At 70.3% G+C, this 21,040-nt stretch carries 18 protein-coding genes, 1 tRNA gene and 1 rRNA gene; 12 read left to right on the top strand and 8 right to left on the bottom strand.

What is annotated here, in order from left to right; all coding sequences use genetic code 11:
* The first annotated feature begins 10 nt into the window (after window positions 1-10).
* Both ACS5PV_RS16940 and ACS5PV_RS16935 read left to right on the top strand, forming a co-directional pair.
* A complete protein-coding gene (locus ACS5PV_RS16940; protein ID WP_455396506.1) occupies window positions 11-1,162 on the top strand; it encodes an acyl-CoA dehydrogenase family protein in 1,152 nt (383 codons plus the stop codon).
* 26 nt (window positions 1,163-1,188) lie between these two features.
* Window positions 1,189-1,977 carry a crotonase/enoyl-CoA hydratase family protein gene (locus tag ACS5PV_RS16935; protein WP_455396505.1) on the top strand — a complete coding sequence of 263 codons (789 nt, stop codon included), beginning with the start codon at window positions 1,189-1,191 and terminating at the stop codon, window positions 1,975-1,977.
* Between the two features lie 340 nt (window positions 1,978-2,317).
* Here the strand turns inward: ACS5PV_RS16935 and ACS5PV_RS16930 are convergent, their stop codons facing one another.
* Both ACS5PV_RS16930 and ACS5PV_RS16925 read right to left on the bottom strand, forming a co-directional pair.
* A complete protein-coding gene (locus tag ACS5PV_RS16930) occupies window positions 2,318-2,578 on the bottom strand; it encodes a hypothetical protein (RefSeq protein ID WP_455396504.1) in 261 nt (86 codons plus the stop codon).
* A gap of 401 nt (window positions 2,579-2,979) precedes the next feature.
* Window positions 2,980-4,200, bottom strand: a complete 1,221-nt coding sequence (locus ACS5PV_RS16925) for a replication initiator protein A (protein WP_455396503.1) — start codon at window positions 4,198-4,200, stop codon at window positions 2,980-2,982.
* 282 nt (window positions 4,201-4,482) lie between these two features.
* On the opposite strand from ACS5PV_RS16925, the gene repA reads away from it, so the two are divergent.
* Window positions 4,483-5,706: a plasmid partitioning protein RepA gene (gene repA / locus ACS5PV_RS16920; RefSeq protein ID WP_455396502.1), complete on the top strand. Its 1,224-nt coding sequence runs from the start codon at window positions 4,483-4,485 to the stop codon at window positions 5,704-5,706.
* Window positions 5,703-6,716, top strand: coding sequence for a plasmid partitioning protein RepB (repB, locus tag ACS5PV_RS16915; protein WP_455396501.1), 1,014 nt, complete (start codon window positions 5,703-5,705; stop codon window positions 6,714-6,716). Before repA ends, repB begins: the two co-directional genes overlap by 4 nt.
* Before the next feature lie 353 nt (window positions 6,717-7,069).
* Here the strand turns inward: repB and ACS5PV_RS16910 are convergent, their stop codons facing one another.
* Window positions 7,070-7,261 carry a malonate transporter subunit MadL gene (locus ACS5PV_RS16910; RefSeq protein ID WP_455396500.1) on the bottom strand — a complete coding sequence of 64 codons (192 nt, stop codon included), beginning with the start codon at window positions 7,259-7,261 and terminating at the stop codon, window positions 7,070-7,072.
* 458 nt (window positions 7,262-7,719) lie between these two features.
* Between ACS5PV_RS16910 and ACS5PV_RS16905 the strand changes: the two genes are divergently transcribed.
* The 7 genes from ACS5PV_RS16905 to ACS5PV_RS16875 all read left to right on the top strand — a co-directional run bounded on the left by ACS5PV_RS16905 (window position 7,720) and on the right by ACS5PV_RS16875 (window position 15,356).
* The gene (locus tag ACS5PV_RS16905; RefSeq protein WP_455396499.1) at window positions 7,720-8,874 is read left to right on the top strand and encodes a transporter substrate-binding domain-containing protein; all 1,155 of its coding nucleotides are present in this window, start codon (window positions 7,720-7,722) and stop codon (window positions 8,872-8,874) included.
* Window positions 8,871-9,497 (top strand): ANTAR domain-containing response regulator, encoded by a 627-nt coding sequence (locus ACS5PV_RS16900; protein WP_455396498.1) that lies wholly within the window; start codon window positions 8,871-8,873, stop codon window positions 9,495-9,497. The genes ACS5PV_RS16905 and ACS5PV_RS16900 overlap by 4 nt, the downstream gene beginning before the upstream one ends.
* A gap of 173 nt (window positions 9,498-9,670) precedes the next feature.
* The gene (locus tag ACS5PV_RS16895; protein ID WP_455396497.1) at window positions 9,671-10,516 is read left to right on the top strand and encodes a nitrilase family protein; all 846 of its coding nucleotides are present in this window, start codon (window positions 9,671-9,673) and stop codon (window positions 10,514-10,516) included.
* 28 nt (window positions 10,517-10,544) lie between these two features.
* Window positions 10,545-11,690, top strand: a complete 1,146-nt coding sequence (locus ACS5PV_RS16890) for a substrate-binding protein (protein WP_455396496.1) — start codon at window positions 10,545-10,547, stop codon at window positions 11,688-11,690.
* Window positions 11,691-11,985: 295 nt separating this feature from the next.
* Window positions 11,986-12,819, top strand: coding sequence for a branched-chain amino acid ABC transporter permease (locus ACS5PV_RS16885; protein WP_455396495.1), 834 nt, complete (start codon window positions 11,986-11,988; stop codon window positions 12,817-12,819).
* The gene (locus tag ACS5PV_RS16880; RefSeq protein WP_455396494.1) at window positions 12,812-14,611 is read left to right on the top strand and encodes a branched-chain amino acid ABC transporter ATP-binding protein/permease; all 1,800 of its coding nucleotides are present in this window, start codon (window positions 12,812-12,814) and stop codon (window positions 14,609-14,611) included. The genes ACS5PV_RS16885 and ACS5PV_RS16880 overlap by 8 nt, the downstream gene beginning before the upstream one ends.
* Before the next feature lie 4 nt (window positions 14,612-14,615).
* Window positions 14,616-15,356, top strand: coding sequence for an ABC transporter ATP-binding protein (locus ACS5PV_RS16875; protein WP_455396713.1), 741 nt, complete (start codon window positions 14,616-14,618; stop codon window positions 15,354-15,356).
* A 228-nt stretch (window positions 15,357-15,584) separates the two neighbouring features.
* On the opposite strand, the gene ACS5PV_RS16870 is transcribed toward ACS5PV_RS16875, so the two are convergent.
* The gene (locus ACS5PV_RS16870) at window positions 15,585-16,928 is read right to left on the bottom strand and encodes a sigma-54-dependent transcriptional regulator (RefSeq protein WP_455396493.1); all 1,344 of its coding nucleotides are present in this window, start codon (window positions 16,926-16,928) and stop codon (window positions 15,585-15,587) included.
* Between the two features lie 11 nt (window positions 16,929-16,939).
* Window positions 16,940-17,923 (bottom strand): sensor histidine kinase, encoded by a 984-nt coding sequence (locus ACS5PV_RS16865; protein WP_455396492.1) that lies wholly within the window; start codon window positions 17,921-17,923, stop codon window positions 16,940-16,942.
* A 112-nt stretch (window positions 17,924-18,035) separates the two neighbouring features.
* Between ACS5PV_RS16865 and ACS5PV_RS16860 the strand changes: the two genes are divergently transcribed.
* The gene (locus tag ACS5PV_RS16860) at window positions 18,036-18,767 is read left to right on the top strand and encodes a hypothetical protein (protein ID WP_455396491.1); all 732 of its coding nucleotides are present in this window, start codon (window positions 18,036-18,038) and stop codon (window positions 18,765-18,767) included.
* Window positions 18,768-18,871: 104 nt separating this feature from the next.
* Here ACS5PV_RS16860 and ACS5PV_RS16855 read toward each other — a convergent pair whose 3' ends face one another.
* The 3 genes from ACS5PV_RS16855 to rrf form a co-directional block, all read right to left on the bottom strand.
* Window positions 18,872-20,200 (bottom strand): MFS family transporter, encoded by a 1,329-nt coding sequence (locus tag ACS5PV_RS16855; RefSeq protein ID WP_455396490.1) that lies wholly within the window; start codon window positions 20,198-20,200, stop codon window positions 18,872-18,874.
* Window positions 20,201-20,810: 610 nt separating this feature from the next.
* Window positions 20,811-20,887, bottom strand: a tRNA-Met gene (locus tag ACS5PV_RS16850).
* Between the two features lie 44 nt (window positions 20,888-20,931).
* A 5S ribosomal RNA gene (gene rrf / locus ACS5PV_RS16845) occupies window positions 20,932-21,040 on the bottom strand; the annotation flags it as partial.

Raw genomic sequence — 21,040 nt, 5'->3', positions numbered from 1 at the left:
GATCGTCGCGATGTCGCAATTCACCTTCCCGCCGCCACCCCCCTCCCCCGCGGCGGAAGCCTTCCGGGCCGAGGTCCGGGCCTTCCTGGCAGCGGAACTCGCTGATCGTGCCGCGATCGACCGGGCCCAGAGCTGGAACGGCCTCGACCCCGCCTTCTCGCGCAAGCTCGGGGCCAGGGGCTGGCTCGGGCTGACCTGGCCGACGCGGTATGGCGGGCAGGAGCGCTCGGCCCTCGAACGCTACGTGCTCCTCGAAGAGTTGCTCGCCGCCGGCGCGCCGGTCGGCGCGCACTGGATCGCCGAGCGCCAGAGCGGCCCGAGCCTGCTCCGCTACGGCACCGAGGCGCAAAAAGCCGCGATCCTGCCAAGGATCGCCGCCGGCGAGTGCTTCTTCTGCATCGGCATGAGCGAGCCCGATTCCGGCTCAGACCTCGCATCGGTCCGCACCCGGGCGGTGCGGGAGGGCGGCGGCTGGCGGGTCAACGGCACCAAGCTGTGGACCACCAACGCCACCCATTGCCACCTGATGATCCTGTTCTGCCGCACCGGACCGCTCGACCGCGAGCAGCGCCACGCCGGCACGAGCCAGTTCATCGTCGACCTGACCCTGCCGGGCATCACCATCCGGCCGGTCCGCAACCTCCTCGGCGAGCACCATTTCAACGAGGTGGTGTTCGAGGATGTCCTCCTCCCCGAGGACGCGCTGCTGGGCCGCGAGGGCGAGGGCTGGGCCCAGGTCACCGGCGAGCTCGCCTACGAGCGCAGCGGGCCGGAGCGCTTCCTGTCGTCGTTCTGGCTCCTCGTCGAACTGGTGCGGGCGCTCCGGCCGGCGGCGGACGCCCGGGCCGAGGTCGCGCTCGGCCGGCTGGGAGCACAGCTCATCACGCTGCGAAGGATGTCGCGCTCGGTGGCGGGCCTGCTCCAGGCCGGGGCCGATCCGGCGCTGGAGGCCGCGATGGTCAAGGATCTCGGCGCGCTCGTCGAGCAGGAGATCCCCGAGATCGCCCGCGACCTCGTCGCCGAGGGGCCGCCGACGCCGGAGTCCCGCGCCTTCGCGCAGGTGCTGGCCTATACCACGCTGCACGCGCCCTCGTTCTCGCTGCGCGGCGGCACCCGCGAGATCCTGCGCGGCATCATCGCCCGCGGGCTCGGGCTCAGATGATGGGAGATGACCATGAGGGACCTGGCATGACCGACGCGGTGCTCTACGAGCAGGAGGGCGGGATCGTCACCCTGACGCTCAACCGGCCGGAAAAGCGCAACCCGATCTCGGAGCGCGACGTGGTCGACGGCCTCGTCGCCGCACTCGGACGGCTCGGCGCCGACGCCTCCGTGCGGGTGGCGATCCTGACCGGTGCCGGCAGCGCCTTCTCGTCCGGCGGCGACCTGCGGGCGATGCAGGACGCGCTGGAGGAGCGCGCCCGGGAGCCCGGCTCGACGGTCGCCTACTACACGCAAGGCATCCAGCGCATCCCGCTCGCCTTCGAGGCCCTCGACGTGCCGGTGATCGCCGCCGTCAACGGCCCGGCGATCGGCGCGGGCACCGACCTCGCCTGCATGTGCGACCTGCGCATCGCTGCCGACACGGCGCGCTTCGCCGAGAGCTTCGTCAAGATCGGCATCATCCCGGGCGACGGCGGCGCCTGGCTGCTGCCGCGGGTCGTGGGCTGGTCGAAGGCCTGCGAGATGGCGCTCACCGGCGACGTTGTCACGGCCGAGGAGGCGTTGGCCTGCGGGCTCGTCTCGCAGGTGGTGCCGGCGAGCGACTTGATGGCGGCGAGCCGCCGGCTCGCCGAGCGCATCGCCGTCAACCCGCCTCAGGCGGTCCGGGCGACGAAGCGCCTGTTGCGCGAGGGCCGCTTCGCGACGCTCCCCTCGTTGCTCCAGCTCTCGGCCACGGCGCAAGCCATCGCGCACACCACCGCGGAGCATCGCGAGGCGCTCGCCCGCGCGCTGGCGCGGACGGCGAAGGGCTGAAGGCGGCCGCGGGACGCAACTGCGACGGCGCGTGAGGCTCGGAGGATTCGTGCTCGCCCCTCCGGACCTCGCGGCGACGATGCAGGCGGGCGAGATCGGCCCGTCCGCCGACGCGTCGGCGGACGAATCGAATCCAGCTTCCCCCACAGGGAACAGCGGGCCTGCCTCGCCGGCGCGTTCCCGCGCGTGATGGCCGGCCCGGCGACGATGCCGGAAACCCGGGGCGACCTGCGACCGAGCAGTGCGCCGCGTCGACGGCACGGCGCGATTCCGGGCACCGACCACGCTCACCATCATCCTCGCTCGAATCCAGCTCCGGCAGATGAACGTCGGGCAGCGGTCACGGGTTCGGATACGTCGCCGGCGGCAGGGTCGTTATCCACGGCCCAAAGCAGCGTCCTGGGTTGTCGCTGTTCTCGAGGATCGTAGCGGCCGGGCATTGACCGACCTTCTGCACGAGCCCGAGTCGTGATTCTCGAATACCTGTCTTGTCTGGCACATTGGCCTTGGGATTGCGAATCCAAGGCGTGATGGACCGAAATACGCTGGTGCCTTCGTCTTCTGAAAAAATCGAGAAATCTGTCAGCCGCAGGCGTTTCAAGAATCTGTTTTCATAGTTTTGATTCTAGGTTTTAGGCCCGCGGGATCCCCTCAAGCCGATGACCGTTAAGGTAAATTCCGGAGTCGAGGAGTCCCAAGTACGGCGCTGCCGGATCGATCTACGCCGCTGACAGAATGATGTACGGCGCGCTTGGGAGCGATGTACGCCGGATTCCGACTTATCCACAGCTGCCCACAGGCCCGGTTTTTGTCACGCGGAGGCCGGACCGATGTACGGCGCTTGGCAAAATCCGCTCCGGCCGATTCGGGCTCCGGCTGTCGGGCCGAGCCGGCTCTTGGTTGAGCCGGTTTTTGGCCGAGCCGGTTTTTGGCAGAACCGGGCGGACCGAAATACGGGGGTTTTGGCAGCCCCCTCCCCTCCCCCGCGCCCGCCCGGTTTTGTCACGGATCGGCGGACCCATGTACGGCGGATTTGTCATGGGTGCGGTTCACCATGCGCAGCACCGGCTCGCGCTCGCCGTCGATGATGCTGAGGTCGTAATCCGGCAGGGGCACCGCCGCCTCGACGATCTCCTTGATCGCCTGGCGGAACTTGTGCTTGGGCAGCTTCGAGCCGCTGCGCTTGTGCAGCTCGGTCATGCCGTAGCGCGCCTCGGTCTGCCCCGCGGCCTTGCGCGCCAGCCGGTACAGGAACTTGGCGATCGGCCGGGTGATCAGGAAGTAGTCCGGGTTCAGCGTCAGGATCGACGGCTTGCCGTCCGGCTTGACCACGCCCTCGTAGACCCAGTCCGGGATGTCGATCTCGACCTGGTCGATGCGGTCGGCGCTGGTGCGCGACACCACCTTGTAGCGGCCGATCAGCGGGAACGCCTCGGTCTCGCGCCGGCGGGTCTTGGCCCGGTCGCTCGCCAGGTTGGTGATCTTGATCCGCGTCGCCTGGAGCCGGTCGAGGGCGCGCTCCAGATCCTCGTACTGCTTGCCGCCGAGCTCGCGCCGGCAGAACTTCAGGATCTCTGACGCGGCAGGCCGGTAGGTCCGGGGCGGCAGCGACGGCCGCAACCCCTTCGCGTCGTCGATGCGGTACTGGCGCGTCTGGTCGGCCAGGTGCGAGATCATGTTGATGACGATGTCGTAGTCGTAGGCGGTGGCGAGCCCGACCTCGGCGCCGCCCTCCACCGTGATGACCGAGTCCTTCAGCTCGTAGCGGATCACCCCCTCCCCCGTCGTCTTCGAAAGCGCGAAGGGGGCGATGTCCATCAGGTTCATGTCGTCCTTGATCGGGGCGTCGTGGACGGTCGGCACGAAGAACGCCATCTGGGCGTCGTCGATCGGCGGCGGGCGGACGAGCGCGCGCGGCTGGCGCGGCACCTCGTGCTCGATGATCTTGGCGACCTCCTCGGAGCGGATCGCCTCGGCCAGGATCGTGAGGGACTTGCGGAGCGGCTCCCCCTCCTCGAACTCCGCGAGCTTCAGGTCCGCGAACGAGCGCCGGCTGTAGAAGCGGCGGATGCGGCTGAGCCCGTCCTTCGACAGGGGGATGAACGCATCGCCGCGCAGATGCGCGACCTGCTGGGCGATGCCTTGCAGGTACTCGTTCTTCTCGTGCAGCGAGAGTTGGGCGAACTCCTCGCGCGTCTTGAGATGCAGCTTGGCCATCGGCACACCAGTTCCTCAAGCGCTACCATAGCACGGTATCGCCTCGCGCATCCGTCCCGCCCCGTCCCGACCCGGCCTCGTTCCGGCCTTCCCCCGGAATCGTGTCGCGGGCCCTGGCGCCCGACCGGTGATCCCCGGGGCGATCGCGTCCGGACCTCCGCGGCGCCTCGCGTCGAAGCTTGCGCGGGGCTTGCGCCCGGCCCGGCGCGGCACGCCAAAACGGTCCCGTCTTCTCGCTTGCGGTGTTATGGTGAATGTCGCCGTTTCACCGTGAACGAGGCAGGGTCGATGAATCAGTACGTCCAGCCGGGCGGGTCGCTGGCGCCGAGCCAGATCGCGGGGCACGATGCCCAGATCCTCGGCGCCAAGCTGCGCGAGATCGCCTCCGTGGTCTTCTCGCCCTCGGAGGCCAAGACGCTGCGCCGCTACACCTCGGGCGAGGCCGCCCGCATCCTCGGGGTGACCGACAGCCGGATTCGGCAGCTGCCCCCGTCCCTCCTGGTCTCCGAGCCTGAGGTCGCGCCGGGCGGACGCCGGCTGTTCACGCTGGCCGACATCCACGCCCTGCGCGCCCATCTCGACGAGATCGACCGTGTCGGCCGGCGCTACGTCCCGCACCGCGATCCCGCCAAGGGCGAGCACCTTCAGGTCATCGCCTGCGTGAACTTCAAGGGCGGCTCGGGCAAGACGACGACCTCGGCCCACCTCGCCCAGTCGCTGGTCCTGCGCGGCTACCGGGTGCTCGCCATCGACCTCGATCCCCAGGCCAGCCTCTCCACGCTCCTCGGGGTCCGGCCCGAGAACGAGCGCGAGCCCTACCCCACTATCTACGACGCGATCCGCTACGGCGACCAGCGCCGCCCGTTCGACGCGGTGATCCGACAGACCTACTTCACCGGCCTCGACCTGGTCGCGGCCGACCTGGAGCTGGAGGTGTTCGAGTTCGAGGCGCCGATGCACTCCGCGCGGCGCAAGGCCAACGACCCGGAGCCGCCGTTCTTCGCCCGGATGGGCCTCGCCCTGACCGAGGTGGCGGACCGCTACGACGTCGTGGTGATCGATTGCCCGCCGCGCCTCGGCTACCTGACGATCGCGGCCTTGTGCGCGGCGACCGCGCTCCTCATCACGATCCACCCGCAGATGCTCGACGTGTCGAGCATGCGCCAGTTCCTGACCATGATGGACGAGATCATGGAGCCGGTGCGCGAGCAGGGCGCAGCCCCGACGCACGACTGGTTCCGCTACCTCGTCACCCGCTTCGAGCCCCAGGACACCCCCCAGACCGAGGTGGTGGCGATGCTGCGCGGCCTGTTCGGCGAGCGCGTCCTGACGAAGGCGATGCTGCAATCGGCGGCGATCTCGAATTCCGGCCTGCGCGGCCAGACCGTCTACGAGACGCCGCTGCGGCGCGACGAGGTCACGGGATCGACCTACCGCCGGGCCCTCGACGCGCTCGATGCCGTCAACGGGGAGATCGAATCGCTCATCACCCGCGCCTGGGGCCGGACATGAACCAGAAGAAGCGCCTCAGTGCCATCATGGGCACGCCGGTCCAGGCCGACGCCGCGCACCAGCCCTCGTCAGAGATATCAGGGGGTTACGCCCCTGTAGCAGGTGCTACGCCGCCCGCTCCCGTCCCGGAGAAGCGCCCGGCGGCGGCCCGCTCGATGGCCGCGATGTGGGCCGCGTCCCGGCCCGCGCCGGCGGAGGCCGACGGCGCGGTGGTCGAGCTCGATCCCGACCTGTGCCTGCCCTCGTCCATCGCCGACCGGGTGCCCGACGTGACCGACCGGGCCTTCGACGCCTTCGTCGCGCAGATCGGCGAGGAGGGACAGCATACGCCGATCCTGGTGCGACGCCATCCCCGCGAGGGCGGCCGCTACGAGATCGCCTACGGGCGCCGCCGGACGCGGGCCGCCAAGGCCCTCGGCAAGCCGGTCCGCGCCGTGGTGCGCGAGCTCAGCGACGCCGAGCTCGTCGTCGCGCAAGGCTCGGAGAACCTGGCCCGGGAAGACCTGTCCTACATCGAGCGGGCCCATTTCGCCCGCAACATGGAGCAGGCCGGCATTCCTCGCGATGTGATCCTCCGGGCGATGGGCGTGCACCGGCCGGACCTCGCCAACTACCTGGCGGTGGCCGAGGCGATCCCCGCGCCGGTGCTCGCCGCGATCGGGCCGGCGCCGAAGGTCGGGCGCCCGCGCTGGCTGACGCTCGCCGACCGGATCAAGACCGCGACCCCGGCGCAGGTCGAGGCCGCCCTTTCCGACCCGGGGCTCGCGGGCAAGGCCTCGGACGAGCGCTTCGCGGTGATCCTCGCCGCGCTCGCCGCCCCGTCGCCGCGCAGGGCCAAGCCCCGGGCGGAGACGGTCAAGGATGCCAGGGGCGTGAGATTCGCGCGCATCGAGCGCAGCGCCGACGGCATGCGCGTGACGCTCGACGAGAAGGCGGAGCCGGGCTTCGCCGATTACATCGCCGGGCGCCTGCCGGAGCTGCTCGCGGCGTATCGGCAAGGCAGGGGCTGATCCGGCCTCCGGGTAAGCCGCTCGGCGGATTGATGCCCTCCTGCTTATCCTGGGCCGCGAAAGTGGAGCCCGGGAGCTATGTCCGGTGGCGGTTCAGGATGGAACGGAGTCCGGTCCGCTTCGTTCGGCACCATCAGCGGTGATGCAGCCCGGTTTCGCGCCTTTCGGAGATCCCGCACGCTATCCGTGTTCGGACAGATCGCGCTTCAGGACGAGGTCGCGTGCGGGAGAGCCGACGACCGGGCTTTGCGCTCCGCCGCAACGCTGGGTGCGATCGCCCGGATCCCGGCGATGATCGCATCCGGCGCCTGCCGGGCGGCAGGGCAGGGGGCCGAACGGTGGCGGACCGCCCGTCACCATCGGCGCACCCGCCGGATCCGGGCTGCGATCAGCCCCATCATGGCGATGCCGACCCCGCCGCCACTCGCCTTCTCCTGACGCAGGTCGCCGAGGAACATCCCGATCAGGGGGCAGAGCGCGAGGACCGAGACGCCGAGGGTCGTCGGCGGCCGTTCGACGAGCGCGCCTCGGACAGCACGTAGCAACGGCCTGAACCGGGCCCTACGCGTGCACCCAGCTTGGGGCGTCTCCCTCACTCGCACAATATCCTGCTTTTCCGTCTGTTTATTTGCAAAATCTCAAAAAATATAGCGTATATCTCGTGATAATGTCCCTATGGCGTTCAAATTCAGAACAAGACAGTTGTCAGACTACTTCGTCGGCCTGACATCGACGAAAAGCTGGTAGCCGCCGTCTCGGCCGACCGGGACGGCAACCTCGATACCGGCTCGAACACCGAGGACACGCCGCCCGAACGCGGCTGGGAGCAGGGGAGGGGGCTTTCAAGCCGCCGCGTGCGCGAGCGCCACCGCGCGGCGATCCGCGACGGTCCGATGTACGGGCGCCGGGGCGCGCTGCCGCCGAGGCCAAGCCGGCGCTCACTTCCCACGCGCACCGTCCCTCGGCTAGGACATCGTTCCGGCGCAGGGCAGCGGATCGACGGATGGTGGACACGGCCAAGGCGACGTGGCGCGTCGGGGTGCTTTTCTCCCGCAGCGGGGTGAGCGGTATCACCGAGACCGAGCACTTCCTCGGCACCGCGCTGGCGATCGAGGAGATCAACCGGGCCGGCGGCGTGCTCGGACGCGCGATCGAGCCGGTCTGCTACGATCCGGCCGGCGACCGGGACGCCTATCGCGATCTTGCCCGGCGGCTGCTCGCCGAGGACGGTGTCGAGGTGGTGTTCGGCTGCTCGCTCTCGGCCAGCCGCAAGGCGGTTCTCTCCACCATGGAGCGCCACAACGGACTGCTCTGGTACCCGTCGATCTACGAGGGGTTCGAGTATTCCGAGAACGTCGTCTATACCGGCGCCACCCTGAACCAGAACGTCTTCGCGCTGGCCGACTTCCTGTTGCAGGAATACGGCCCGCGGATCTTCATCGTCGGCTCGGACTACATCTATCCGCGCGAGTCGAACCGGGTGATGCGCGACCTGATCGAGAGCAAGGGCGGCACGATCCTGGGCGAGGTCTACGCGCCCCTCGATGCCGACGAGGACGCGCACGGGCGCATGGTCGCGCAGATCCGGAGCGCGTCGCCCGACGCGGTGTTCTCCACCGTGGTCGGCCGGGGCGCGGAGCGGCTCTACCGCGCCTACGCGGCGGCCGGGATCGACCGCGCCCGCTGCCCGATCGCGAGCCTGACCATGGCCGAAGGGCAGATCCGCGCGATCGGCCCCGAGGCCTGCGCCGGCCACGTGCTGGCCTCGTCCTATTTCGGCAGCCTGGAAGGCGACGAGAACCGACGCTTCGTCGCCGCCTTCCAGGCCCGGTTCGGGCCGGAGCGGCCGACCAGCATGTGGTCGGAGACGGCCTACGCCCAGGTCCACCTCTTTGCCCGCGCGCTCGCGGAGAGCCGCAGCCTCGACGCCGAGCGCCTGAGCGCGGCGGCGTTGCGCAGCCGCTACCTCGCGCCGGAGGGCGAGCTCGCCTTCGACGGCGAGACCCGCCACATCTGGCTCACGCCGGGCATCGGGGTCGCGCGCGCCGACGGCCAGTTCGACGTGGTCTGGCGCGCGCGCCGGCCGGTACGGCCCGACCCCTACCTCGCCTGGACGCGCTTCGAGCTGAACGCCCTCGAAGATGGGCTCGGCCGATGAGCGCGCCGGCCCGCAAGATCCTCGACGACCTGCGCCACGCCCGGGCGCTGGTGGTCCATCCGCGCGACGAGGAGGGCGCCTCGCTCGTCGACCAGCTGCGCCGCCTCGGCTGCGAGGTCGCGCTCGCCTGGCCGCCGCCCACGGCCTTGCCGCCGGACATCGACACGCTGTTCATCCAGCTCGACGACGGCGAGTTCCGCCACCTGCTGCCGGCCATCGAGGAGACCCAGCCGGCGGTCGTCGCCATCGTCGCCTACGAGAGCCCGACCTCGCTGAAGGCCATCGTCGACGTCAACGCCCACGGCGTCCTCACGAAGCCGCTGCGGCCGCGCGGGGTGCTGACGCAGTTCGCCCTCGCCCGCTACCGGCGCGGCTACGAGGGCCGGCTCGCGAGCAAGATCGTCCGGCTCGAGGAGACCATGAAGGGGCGCCGCAGCGTCGAGCGGGCGGTGCGCCTGCTCGTCGATCTCAACCGCATCGACGAGGACGCGGCCTACCGCCTGCTGCGCGACCGCGCCACCGCCGCCCGGATGCCGATGGCGAGCGTCGCCGAGAGCGTGGTGGCGGCGCACGAGGCGATGAGCGGGCTGGGCTTGCGCATCGCGTTGGCGGAGAAGACCTGATCCGGGCAGTGCCTGCCCGATTTATGGTCTTGCGGCCGCCCCTCGCTTGCGTATCGTAGGGACAAGGGCAAGGTTGCCCGGCAGCCGCGTGCTGCACCACATCCCGGCTTCGAAGCCTCTGGTCTGCGGAAAGTCTTTCCGCGCCCAGGGGCTTTTTGCGTTTTGGAGCGACCATGATCCAAGCGAACGATCCCGCTCGCCCATCACTCAGGGTCTCCTGCATCCAGTTCGAGCCCGAATTCGGCGCGGTGGACAAGAACCTCGAACGCGCCGCCGATCTCGTCCGCGCCGCGGCCCGGGAGGGCAGCCGGCTCGTCGTGCTGCCGGAGCTCGCCAGCACCGGCTACGTGTTCGAGACGCCGGAGGAGGCCGCCGCCCTGGCGGAGGCGGTGCCCGGCGGCCCGACCACCCGCGCCTGGGAGGCGCTCGCCGCCGAGCTCGGCATCCACATCGTGGCGGGGATCGCCGAGAGGGGAGGGGACGCGCTCTACAATTCGGCGCTCATCGTCGGGCCCGACGGCTACATCGGCACCTACCGCAAGGCGCATCTCTGGCACCGGGAGAACCTGTTCTTCCGCAAGGGCGACCTCGGCTTCCCGGTCTTCGAGACGGCGCTCGGCAAGGTCGGCATCGCGATCTGCTACGACGGCTGGTTCCCCGAGACCTTCCGGCAGCTGGCGCTCGGCGGCGCCGAGATCGTCTGCATCCCGACGAACTGGGTGCCGATGCCGAACCAGCCCGCGGGCGAGGCCGCGATGGCCAACACCCTGCACCGGGCCGCGGCCCATTCCAACGGGATCTTCATCGCCTGCGCCGACCGGGTCGGCGTCGAGCGCGGCCAGCCCTTCGAGGGCCAGAGCCTGATCATCGGCCCGAAGGGCTGGACCCTCGCCGGCCCGGCGAGCCGCGAGGCGCCTGAGACCGTCTCGGCGGTGATCGACCTTGCCGAGGCGGGCGCCAAGGACCTCAACGAGTTCAACTCCGTCCTCGGCGACCGCCGCACCGACCTCTACGCCTGACGTCCCCCATCCGAAAGGAGCCCGCACCATGCAGAACCGTTCGCTCACCGCCGCGCTCATGCTCACCGCCGCCCCGGTCCTCGCGGCGGAAAAGCCCATCGTCATCGGCGTGCCCGTCGGCCTGTCGGGGGCCAACAGCGTCGTCGCTCCTTCCGTCGTGCAGGCGGCGGAATTGGCGGTGGACGAGATCAACGCCGCCGGCGGCGTGCTCGGCCGCAAGCTCGCCCTCGAGGTCGCGGACGACGCCTCGGGCGCCGCCGGCGCCCAGAAGGCGTTCGATTCGCTGATCTACCAGAAGAAGGTCGACGTCATCATCGCGATGGAGACGAGTGCGGCCCGCAATGCCGGCCTGCCCGCCGTCACCAAGGGCCGCGTGCCCTACATCTACACCTCGTTCTACGAGGGCCGGTCCTGCAACAAGAACCTGTTCGTCAACGGCTGGGTGCCCGAGCAGCAGGTGCCGCCGGTGATCGACGCCTTCAAGGACAAGGGCGCCAAGAGCTACTTCCTGATCGGCAGCGATTACGCCTTCGGCCGCGGCATGCTCGCCTTCACCCGCAGCTATATCGAGAAGACCGGGGGCAAGGTGGTCGGCGAGGAATACCTGCCGATGGACGGCAGCGACTGGACCGCGATCATCTCCAAGCTGAAGGAGGCCAAGCCCGACGCGCTCGTCACCTCGACCGCCGGTGGCGCCCCGAACGTGACGCTGACGAAGCAGCTGCGCGGCGCGGGCGTGTCGCTGCCCTACGCCAACCTCGCGGTCGACGAGGGCACGGCGAAGAGCATGGGGGCGGACGCGGAAGGGATCTACCTCTCGGCCTCCTACGTCACCGGCATCGACAGCCCGCAGAACAAGGCGTTCCTCGCGGCGATGGAGAAGAAGTTCGGCTCGTCCCTGCGCACGCCCAACGATCTCTCGGTGCCGGAATACGAGGCGATCTACCTCTACAAGGCCGCGGTCGAGAAGGCCGGCGGCACCGAGACCGCCAAGGTGCTGGCGGCCCTGCCGACCGTCACCGCCACCGGCCCGCGCGGCACGATCGGCATGAGCAAGCAGCACCACGCGCCGCTGACGATGTATCTCGGCCAGGTCCAGAAGGACGGTGCGGTCAAGGTCGTCGGAACCTTCAAGGACGTCGATCCGGGCGAGCAATGCCCGAAGCTGGACTGAGAGCCTGATCGATCGACTGAGCCGATTGATCTTGCACCCACATCGACAACTCCCGGCGTCATCCCGGGGCTCGCCGAAAGGCGAGAACCCGGGATCCATAACCGCTGACCTTCAAGATGAGGCAGATCGGGTTCAGCGTCGTCCTGCATCGTCGGCGGTGATGGATCCCGGGTTCCGCTTTCGCGGCCCCGGGATGACGATGGAGGGTGTGAATCCGGCCGGAGGCTCCAGACCGACACCGCCGACGCGACCAGTGCCCGGCTGATCGCCGCGCGTCCCAACCCGGACAAGCCCGATGCTCCTCCTCCTCGACATCCTGACCACCGCCGCGATCCTGTTCGTGGTCGCGATCGGGCTCCTCGCGGTCTTCGGCGTCCTGAAGATCATCAACTTCGCCCACGGCGCCTGGCTCACCATCGGCGCCTACTGCGCCGTCGTGACGGCCAAGCTCGGGCTGAACCCCTGGGCCGCGCTGCCGCTCGCCTTCGCGGTCGGCGCCGCCCTCGGGGGCCTGGCCGAATTGTTCATCATCCGCCCGCTCTACCGCCGGCCCCTCGACGCGATCCTGGCGACCTGGGGCCTCGGCATCGTCGTCGGCCAGCTCATCACCCTCGCCTTCGGGCGCGACGTCCAACTCACCCCGAACCTCGTATCCGGCACCGTCGACGTCTTCGGCACCGGTTATTCCGCCTACCGCCTCGTCGCGCTGCTGGCCGCGCTCGTCATCGGGGCGGGCTTCGCGCTCGTCATCGAGCGCACGCGGCTGGGGCTCTCGGCGCGCGCCGTCATCATGAACGAGACCCTGGCGCGGGGCCTCGGCCTCGACACCGCCCGGGTGCGCCTCGTCGTCTTCATGATCGGGGCCGGGCTCGCGGCGCTCGCGGGGGTGCTCCTCACGCCGCTGACCAGCGTCGATCCCACCATGGGCGTCGGCTGGCTGATCGGTGCCTTCATGCTGGTGATGGTGGCCGACGCCTCGTTCCTGGCGCTCGCCGCCGCCTGCCTCGTCTTCGGTGCGGCGCAGGTGCTCGTCAGCACCTTCGTCAGCCCGGTGCTCGGCAGCATCGCGGTCGCGGTGCTGGCCGCTCTCGTGCTGCGCATCAGCCCGAAAGGATTCTCGCGTGCCTGAGACCGTCGCGGCCACCCCGTCCGCACTTCCCGGCGAGCGTCCCCGCCTCGCCCGGTCCGCCCCGCTCGTCGTCGCGCTCCTCGCCGCCGGCGCGTTGTGGGCAGCCCCGCTCGCCCTCGATACCTTCGCGGTCAACGTGCTGACCCGCTCGATGATCTACGCGGTGCTCGCCGTCACGGTCGACCTGCTGTGGGGATTTGCCGGCATCCTGACCTTCGGCCAGGCCGCGTTCTTCGGCATCGGCGCCTACGCGACCGCGATGCTGCTCTCGGCGCAGGGCGGGGCGCCGCACTGGATGGCGCTCGCGGTGCTGCTCGCGGTCGCCGCACCGGTGCTGCTCGGCCTCGCGGTGGGCTGGCTGTCCTTCTATCACCGCTCGACGGCGCTCTACGCCTCGGTGATCTCCCTCGTCGTGCCGATCGTGGTGGTGCAGGGCATCTATTCCGGGGCTGAGCGCACCGGCTCCAGCAGCGGCCTCGTCGGCTTCGACGTGCTGCCGCTCGAGATCGAGGGCTTCTTCCGGCTCGCCGCCCTCCTCCTCGTCGCCGTGACGCTCGCGGCCTGGATCCTGGTGCGCTCGGATGCCGGGCGCATGCTGGTGGCGTTGCGCGACAACGAGGCGCGCTGCGCCTATCTCGGCCTCAATCCCCGGCGCTGGCAAATCGGCCTCACCGCGGTGCTGGCCGGCGTCGCGGGCCTCGCCGGCTTCGTCTTCGCCAACGCCTCGGGCGTCGTGGCGCCGGAGAATGCCGGTTTCCTGTTCGGCACCGAGCTGGTGATCTGGGTGGCGCTCGGCGGGCGCGGCACGCTGATCGGGCCGGTGCTCGGCACGATCGCGATCGACTACCTGGCGGCGAACCTCTCGGGCGACCTGCCCTTCCTCTGGCAGCTCCTCCTCGGCACCGCCTTCGTCGCGATCATCATCCTTCTGCCGGGCGGCCTCGCCGAGCTCGCCCGCCGCGCCTTCGGCGCGCTGCCGGCCGGGCGGCGCCGGGCCTTCGCGCCGCGGCTTCAGGCCGAGCCCTCGCGCGCGGCGGCGCGCAGCGAGACGCCGCTCCTCGCCATCCAGGGCCTCGCCAAGTCCTACGGCAGCCTGACGGTGCTGGAGAGCATCGATCTCACCATCCGGGCGGGCGAGCTCGTCAGCCTCGTCGGACCGAACGGCGCCGGCAAGACGACGCTGATGCGCTGCCTCAGCGACGGCACCGAGCCGTTCCGCGGTGCCATCGCGGTCGACGGCGTCCCGACCACCGGCCTGACCCCGAACCGCATCGTCGCCCTCGGCGTCGGTCGCAAGTTCCAGGTCGCGAGCGTGTTCGAGAGCTTGATCGTCGCCGATTGCCTGCGGCTCGCCCGCGCCTCGCGATCGCCATTGAGCCCGCTCGCCCGAGCCGGGACCCTGGCCCTGCCGCAGGCGGTGCTCGACATCCTGCGCATGACCGGGCTCGACGCGCACCTCGCCGAGCCCGCCCGCCTGCTCTCGCACGGCCAGAAGCAGGCGCTCGAACTCGCCATGGTGGTGGCCCTGGAGCCGCGCCTCGTCCTCCTCGACGAGCCCACCGCCGGCCTGACCAAGGCCGAGCGCACCACGATCGGCACGGTGCTCAAGGGTCTCGCTCACGATCTCGGGATCGCCGTGGTGCTGGTCGAGCACGACCTCGACTTCGTGCGCGAGATCTCCTCGCGCATCGTCGTGCTGCACCAGGGCCGGCTGGTCCTCGACGGCACGGTCGAGGAGGTCGTCGGCTCGGCGCTGGTACGGACCATCTACGCGGGAGGCGGTCATGAGTGACGTCATGAGCGACGCGGCGACGGCCGGGGCGGCGTCAGCGTTGAGGGGCGCGAGCCTCGTCCTCGACGGCGTATCGAGCGGCTACGGCGCCGTCTCGATCGTGAAGAGCGTATCGCTCGCGATCCGGCCGGGCGAGAGCGTCGCGCTGCTGGGCAAGAACGGCATGGGCAAGACGACGCTCCTCAAGACGATCCTCGGGATGGTATCGCTCCGGTCGGGCTCGGTCGCGATCGACGGGCATGCGACCGCCGGGCTCAGTCCGGCAAAGCTCGTCGCCCTCGGCGTCGGCTATGCGCCCCAGGAGCAGCCCCTGTTCCAGGATCTCTCGATCCGCGACAACCTGCGCTTGGCGCTGGCCTCGGACCGGCTCCTGCCGGAGGCGCTGGAGCGGGTCTTCGGCCATTTCCCGTTCCTGAGGGAGCGGCTGGCGCAGCGGGCCGGCACGCTGTCGGGCGGCGAGCAGAAGATGCTGATCCTCGCCCGCGCCCTGATGCTGCGCCCGCGCCTGCTCCTCATCGACGAGATCTCCGAAGGCCTCCAGCCCTCGGTCATCGACCGCATCGCCGCCGCCCTCGCGGCCGAGCGGATCGCCTACGGCACCACCCTCCTGATCGTCGAGCAGAACCTCGACTTCGCGCTCCGGGTCGCGAACCGCTGGGCCGCGCTCAAGCTCGGCGAGATCGACGACGCGGCCAACGTCGACGGCGAGGCGCGGGGGCGGATCCTGCGGCACCTGAGCGTGTGAGGGGGCAGCGACGGCGGTGGATCCACGGGGTGGCGAACGAACACTCCTCCGCAAGCCACCCCCTTTCCCGGATCTCCCTCCACTTCGCTCCAGTCGTCCGGGAAAGGGGGAGTGGCTCGCGAGTGATCGTCAGATCGTGGATCACGGCGGGGGATGCCGCTGCGGACCAAAGCACGCCATCCCTCGCCGACCCAACAGGTCGATCTTGCCGCCCCTTGCGAAAATTCCCTACCCGACGAAATCCCCGCGGCTGAGCCCGTAGCGCTGCATCTTCTCGTTGAGGGTGCGGCGCGGCAGGTCGAGGAGGCGCATCGTCTCGGCGATGTTGCCCTGCGCCTGCTGCAACGCCTGCTCGATCAGGCCCCGCTCATAGGCCTCGACGCGCAGGGCCAGCGGCTGCGGCCCGGCCTCGACGGGGTCCGGGGCGGCGCCGAGCCGGTCGAGGCCGAAGGCGTAGCGCTCGGCCGCGTTGCGCAACTCGCGCACGTTGCCGGGCCAGGGCTGCGTGACGAGATCCTGGACGTGCCGGGCACTCAACGGCCGCATCGCGCGGCCATGCGCCTCGGCGGCCTGGGCGGCGAAATGCTCGAACAGCAGCGGGATGTCCTCCCGCCGCTCGCGCAGGGGAGGGATGTGCAGCTCCGCGACGCCGAGGCGGTAGTAGAGGTCGGCCCGGAACAGCCCGGCCTCGGCCTGCCCGCGCAGGTCGACCTTGCTGGCGCAGAGCGTGCGCAGGTCGGCGGCCACCGCCTCGTTCGCGCCGAGCCGCTCGACCCGGTGCTCCTGGAGCACGCGCAGGAGCTTCACTTGGCCCAAGAGCGGCATCGCCTCGATCTCGTCGAGGAACAGCGTGCCGCGATGGGCGTATTCGAGCTTGCCGATCCGGCGCTTGAGCGCGCCCGTGAAGGCGCCGGCCTCGTAGCCGAACAGCTCGCTCTCCACCATCGTGTCGGGGATCGCGCCGCAATTGACGGCGACGAAGCGGCCGTCGCGCCGGCCCGAGAAGGCGTGCAGGCACTGCGCCACCAGCTCCTTGCCGGAGCCAGTCTCGCCGTTGATCACCACGTTGACCGGGGTCGTGGCGAGGTCGAGCACCTCGCGCCGCAGGGTCTCCATCGCCCGCGAGGTGCCGATCAGCCGGCTCTCGATGGCGTGCGCGTCCGGGCCCGCGTCGAGCCGGCGCAGCCGCAGTGTGAGCTGGCGCTTCTCGCAGGCGCGCCCGATCGCCTCGACCAGGCGCTCGGGGACGAAGGGCTTCTCGATGAAGTCGTAGGCGCCCCGCCGCATCGCCTCGACCGCCATCGGCACGTCGCCGTGGCCGGTGACGAGCAGGACCGGGAGGTCGGGATCGCGTCTCAGCGCCCGCTCCAGCACCTGAAGGCCGTCGATCCGCGGCATGCGCATGTCGGTGACGAGGATGCCGGGAAAGCGCGCGTCGATCTCGGCCAGCGCCTCCTCCGGCGCCTCGAAGGTCGAGACGGCGTAGTCCGCAAGCGTCAGCCACTGGTGCAGCGCCTCGCGCACCGTCTCGTCGTCGTCGACGAACAGAATGCGGTCCACCCGTGCCGCCATGTCAGTGCACCTCACGCTTCCGCGGCCGGCAGGACGAGGATCAGCACGGCGCCGCGGGTACCGTTCTCGGCCGACAGGCTGCCCCCGAGGTCGCGCACGATCAGCGACGACAGGGACAGGCCGAGCCCCAGGCCCTCGCCGGCGCCCTTGGTGGTGAAGAAGGGATCGAAGATCTGCGGCATGTGCTCCGGAGAAATCCCGCTCCCGCTGTCGGCGACGGTGAGCCGCCAGCAGGATGCCGGTTCCGGTACCGCCGTCAATGCGAGCCGCCGCTCGGGGGCGTCGCGCATCGCGTCGAGGGCATTGACCAGCAGGTTGAGGAGCACCTGCTCGAGGCGCACCGGCTCGGCCCGCACCATCGCGTCAGGCGGGATCGCGCAAGCCACCGCGACGTTCTCCGCCCGCAGCAGGACCCGCAGGAGGTCGAGGGCTGCCTCGGCGGTCGCGGCGAGGCGCACCGGCTCGCCGCGACCGGGCCCGGTCTTGCGGGCGAAGTCCTTGAGGTGGCGGATGATCTTGGCGATGCGCTGCGTCACCTCGGTCATGCGCTGGAGGTTGCGGCGCACCGTCGCCTCGTCGCCGCGCTCCAGGAAGACCGCGGTGCGGGCGAGGAAGGTCCGCAGCGCCGCGAGCGGCTGGTTGATCTCGTGGTTGATCGCCGTCGAGATCTGGCCGAGCGCGGCGAGCCGGCCGGCATGGATCAGCTCGTCCTGGGTCGCCCGCAGGGCGGCGGTGGCGCGCTCGCGCTCGGCGATCTCGGCGCGCAGGCGCGCATTGGCGCCGCTCAGATCGTGGGTCCGTTCCGCCACCCGCCGCTCCAGGGCGAGCCGCATCGCCTGCTCGCTCATGAGCCGCGCCCGCCGCTGCCCTGCCGCGACGAGGGCAAGGGCGAGGGCCAGGCCGGTGATCCCGGCGGCGGACGCCACCAGGAGCGCCTGGCGAAAGGCCGGTCCGGTCGGCGCGACGTACCACAGCGTCCAGCCCAGATCCGGCATCGCGATCGGCTCCACGAGCCCGCGCGCGGGCTCGTGGAGCCGGGAGGCGGATCGGTCGGCCGGGCTCGATCCGGCCGTCCTCCAGGAGGGGGCGCAGGTCGCTGTCGCCGTATTGCTGCGCGGCCTGGATCCGCTGCCGGTCGGCCGTCGCCAGGGGCCGGAACGGGCGGTACTTCCAGCCGGGCTCGCTCGCCAGGAAGACCACGCCGGCGGCGTCCGACACCAGGATCTGCTCGCCGGCTCGGCGCCACTCACCTTCCAGAGGCTCCAGGTCGACCTTGACCACGACGAGGCCGGCGGCCGCCCCGCTCGGCGTGACCACGGCCTTGCTGATGAACAGGCCCGGCTGCTGGGTGGTGGTGCCGACCCCGAAGTAGCGCGCGGCACCGGTCGCGAGGGCGTCGTGGAAGTAGGGCCGGTAGGCGTAGGACGAGCCGACGAAGCTGAGCGGCTGGTTCCAGTTGCTGGCGCTGCGCGTCAGGCCCTGCTCGTCCATCAGGTAGATCGCCGCGACGCCGGAGGCCTGCGCGATCGCCTCGAACTTGGCGTTGACGGCGCCGGGTGCGGCGGGTGCGGCGAGGAGATCCCGCACCTGCGTGTCGAGGGCGAGCACCGCCGGCAGGTACTGGTACCGGTCGATCGCGGCGCGCAGCACCGCCTCGGCAATCACCAGGCGCTGGCGCGCCGCGCGCCGCGCCTGGTCGTGGCCAGCCTCCAGGGTCAGCAGGAAGGCGGCGAGCATGAGCGCCAGCGTCGCCGCTGCCAGCGCCCACCGCCAGGCGCCGGCCCCGCCGAGCCATGCCCACAGGCGCCGCAGCGCGGGGAGGTCGGCGCAAGGGGCTAGGCTCATGGGCGGGCTAGGCTCATGGGCGGGCTCGGCTCATGCCGGACGCCTTGCCCCGGGCCGACGATCTCCGCAAGCCGCCGGCCGGGGACGCTCGCCTGTGGTCAGCCGCTCATGCGGCCGTTGCCGTCGAGGTACCCGTTCCTGCGGGTGTCGGGCATCCACAGCGAGGCCGCGAAGGCGACCGCGGCCATGGCGGCCACGTACCAGAAGAACAGGCTCTCGTTGCCGTAGGTCTTGAACGAGAGCGCGACGTATTCCGCCGTGCCGCCGAACAGGGCGTTGGCGATGGCGTAGGGCAGGCCGACGCCGAGCGCGCGGACCTCGGCGGGGAACAGCTCGGCCTTCACCACGCCGCTGATCGAGGTGTAGAACGAGCCGATCACCAGGCCCGTGAGGATCAGCGCGAAGGCGGTCCAGGGGCTCGTCACCAGCGACAGCGAGGAGAGCAGCGGCACCGCGCCGAGCATCGCCAGCCCGCTGAAGGCGATCATGTTGTTGCGCCGCCCGATCCTGTCCGACAGCGCGCCGAAGACCGGCTGGAGCAGCATGAACACCACGAGCGCCAGGGTCATCACGGTCGAGACCGTCTTGAGGTCGAGCTTGACGGTGTTGACCAGGAACTTCTGCATGTAGGTGGTCATGGTGTAGAAGTAGAGCGAGCCGCCCATGGTGAAGGCGAGCGTGATCAGGAGCGCCCGCTTGTGCTGCATCAGGGCGCGCAGCGAGCCGGCCTCCTTGCTCGTCATGGCGGCGTGCGAGGCCGACTCCTTGAGCGAGCCGCGCAGCATCATGGCGACGATGGCGGCGGCGGCGCCGATGAGGAAGGGGATACGCCAGCCCCAGGCGCGCATCTCCTCGCCGGTGAGCATGTGCTGGAGGGCGAACACGATGAGCACGGCGAGCAGCTGGCCGCCGATGAGGGTGACGTACTGGAACGATGAGAGGAAGCCGCGGCGGCCCTTGCCGGCGATCTCGCTCATGTAGGTGGCCGCGGTGCCGTACTCGCCGCCGACCGAGAGGCCTTGCGCGAGGCGGGCGACGAGGAGGAGCACGGGGGCGAGCACGCCGATGGTCTCGTAGGTCGGCAGGAGGCCGATCATCAGGGAGCCGGCACACATCAGGAGGACGGAGAAGACCATGGAGGACTTGCGGCCGCGCCGGTCGGCGATGCGGCCGAAGATCCATCCGCCGAGGGGTCGCATGAAGAAGCCGACGGCGAAGATGCCGGCGGTGGCCAGCAGCTGGCCTGTGGGGCTGCTGCTCGGGAAGAAGGCGGAGGCGAAGTAGATCGACGTGAAGGCGTAGGCGTAGAAGTCGTACCACTCGACGAGGTTGCCGGACGAGGCGGCGACGATGGCCTTGATCTTCTGGCGATCGGTCGTCTCGACCGTGGCCGGAAGCCCCCCGACCGCGGGTGCAGCCGTGTTCATGGACGTTCTCCCTCAAGCTCCGAATCGCCCCGCGGAATGCGGGTGCGATCGCCCGGTCCGACCGTCCGGGAGCCTTCGGCTTCCTGCAGACGGCGTCGACGGGCCGCGGGAAGGCCATGGCAAGCGCGAGGCCAGGAACGAAAAATAAAAAAAGCCTTTATCATCCGATGCTTGGAGCGGATCGGCGGCACCCGCTCCGGCGGGAAACAGCCGATCGATCCGCCGCGTCGGCGGAAATTCGCCGATAGGCCGCGCGGGTCGGATCTCCTCGCGCTAGGGGCGCCAGTCCATACGTCCGTCACGCCAACCCATGCGTCGGAGGTCACGCAGAACGAAGGCGTTCCCGTCCGCCAACGAACCCGCGAGCCGACTTCGCCCCATGCCTGCAGATCCCGGGTTTGCTCCAGCGCTGGGGCGACCGCGATCGGTGTTCGCTGCCGCCGTCAGGTGGTCGAGGATCGGATGCCGGGGCGGTGTGCGGCCTTCATGCCGGTCAGGCGCACACCACCTCGTCGCGGTTCACCGCAACTTCGCACATCGACCGTCACCACGAGATTTGGTACAACGCAAAAACCCCGCGAGGCTCGCGCCTCACGGGGTTTTTGATCGTTGGTTGCGGGGACAGGATTTGAACCTGTGACCTTCAGGTTATGAGCCTGACGAGCTACCGGGCTGCTCCACCCCGCGCCAGGGTGTTGTCGCGAGGAGGGAACGTGTGACGTGCTTGGCAGGTCTGGCGGTGACCGACTCTCCCGTGTCTTGAGACACAGTACCATAGGCGCTGGGGCGGTTAACGGCCGAGTTCGAGATGGGATCGGGTTTGAGACACCCCGCTCTGAC

The organism is Methylobacterium sp. Gmos1 (assembly GCF_053764715.1).
This window is presented reverse-complemented; position numbering and strand designations above follow the sequence as displayed.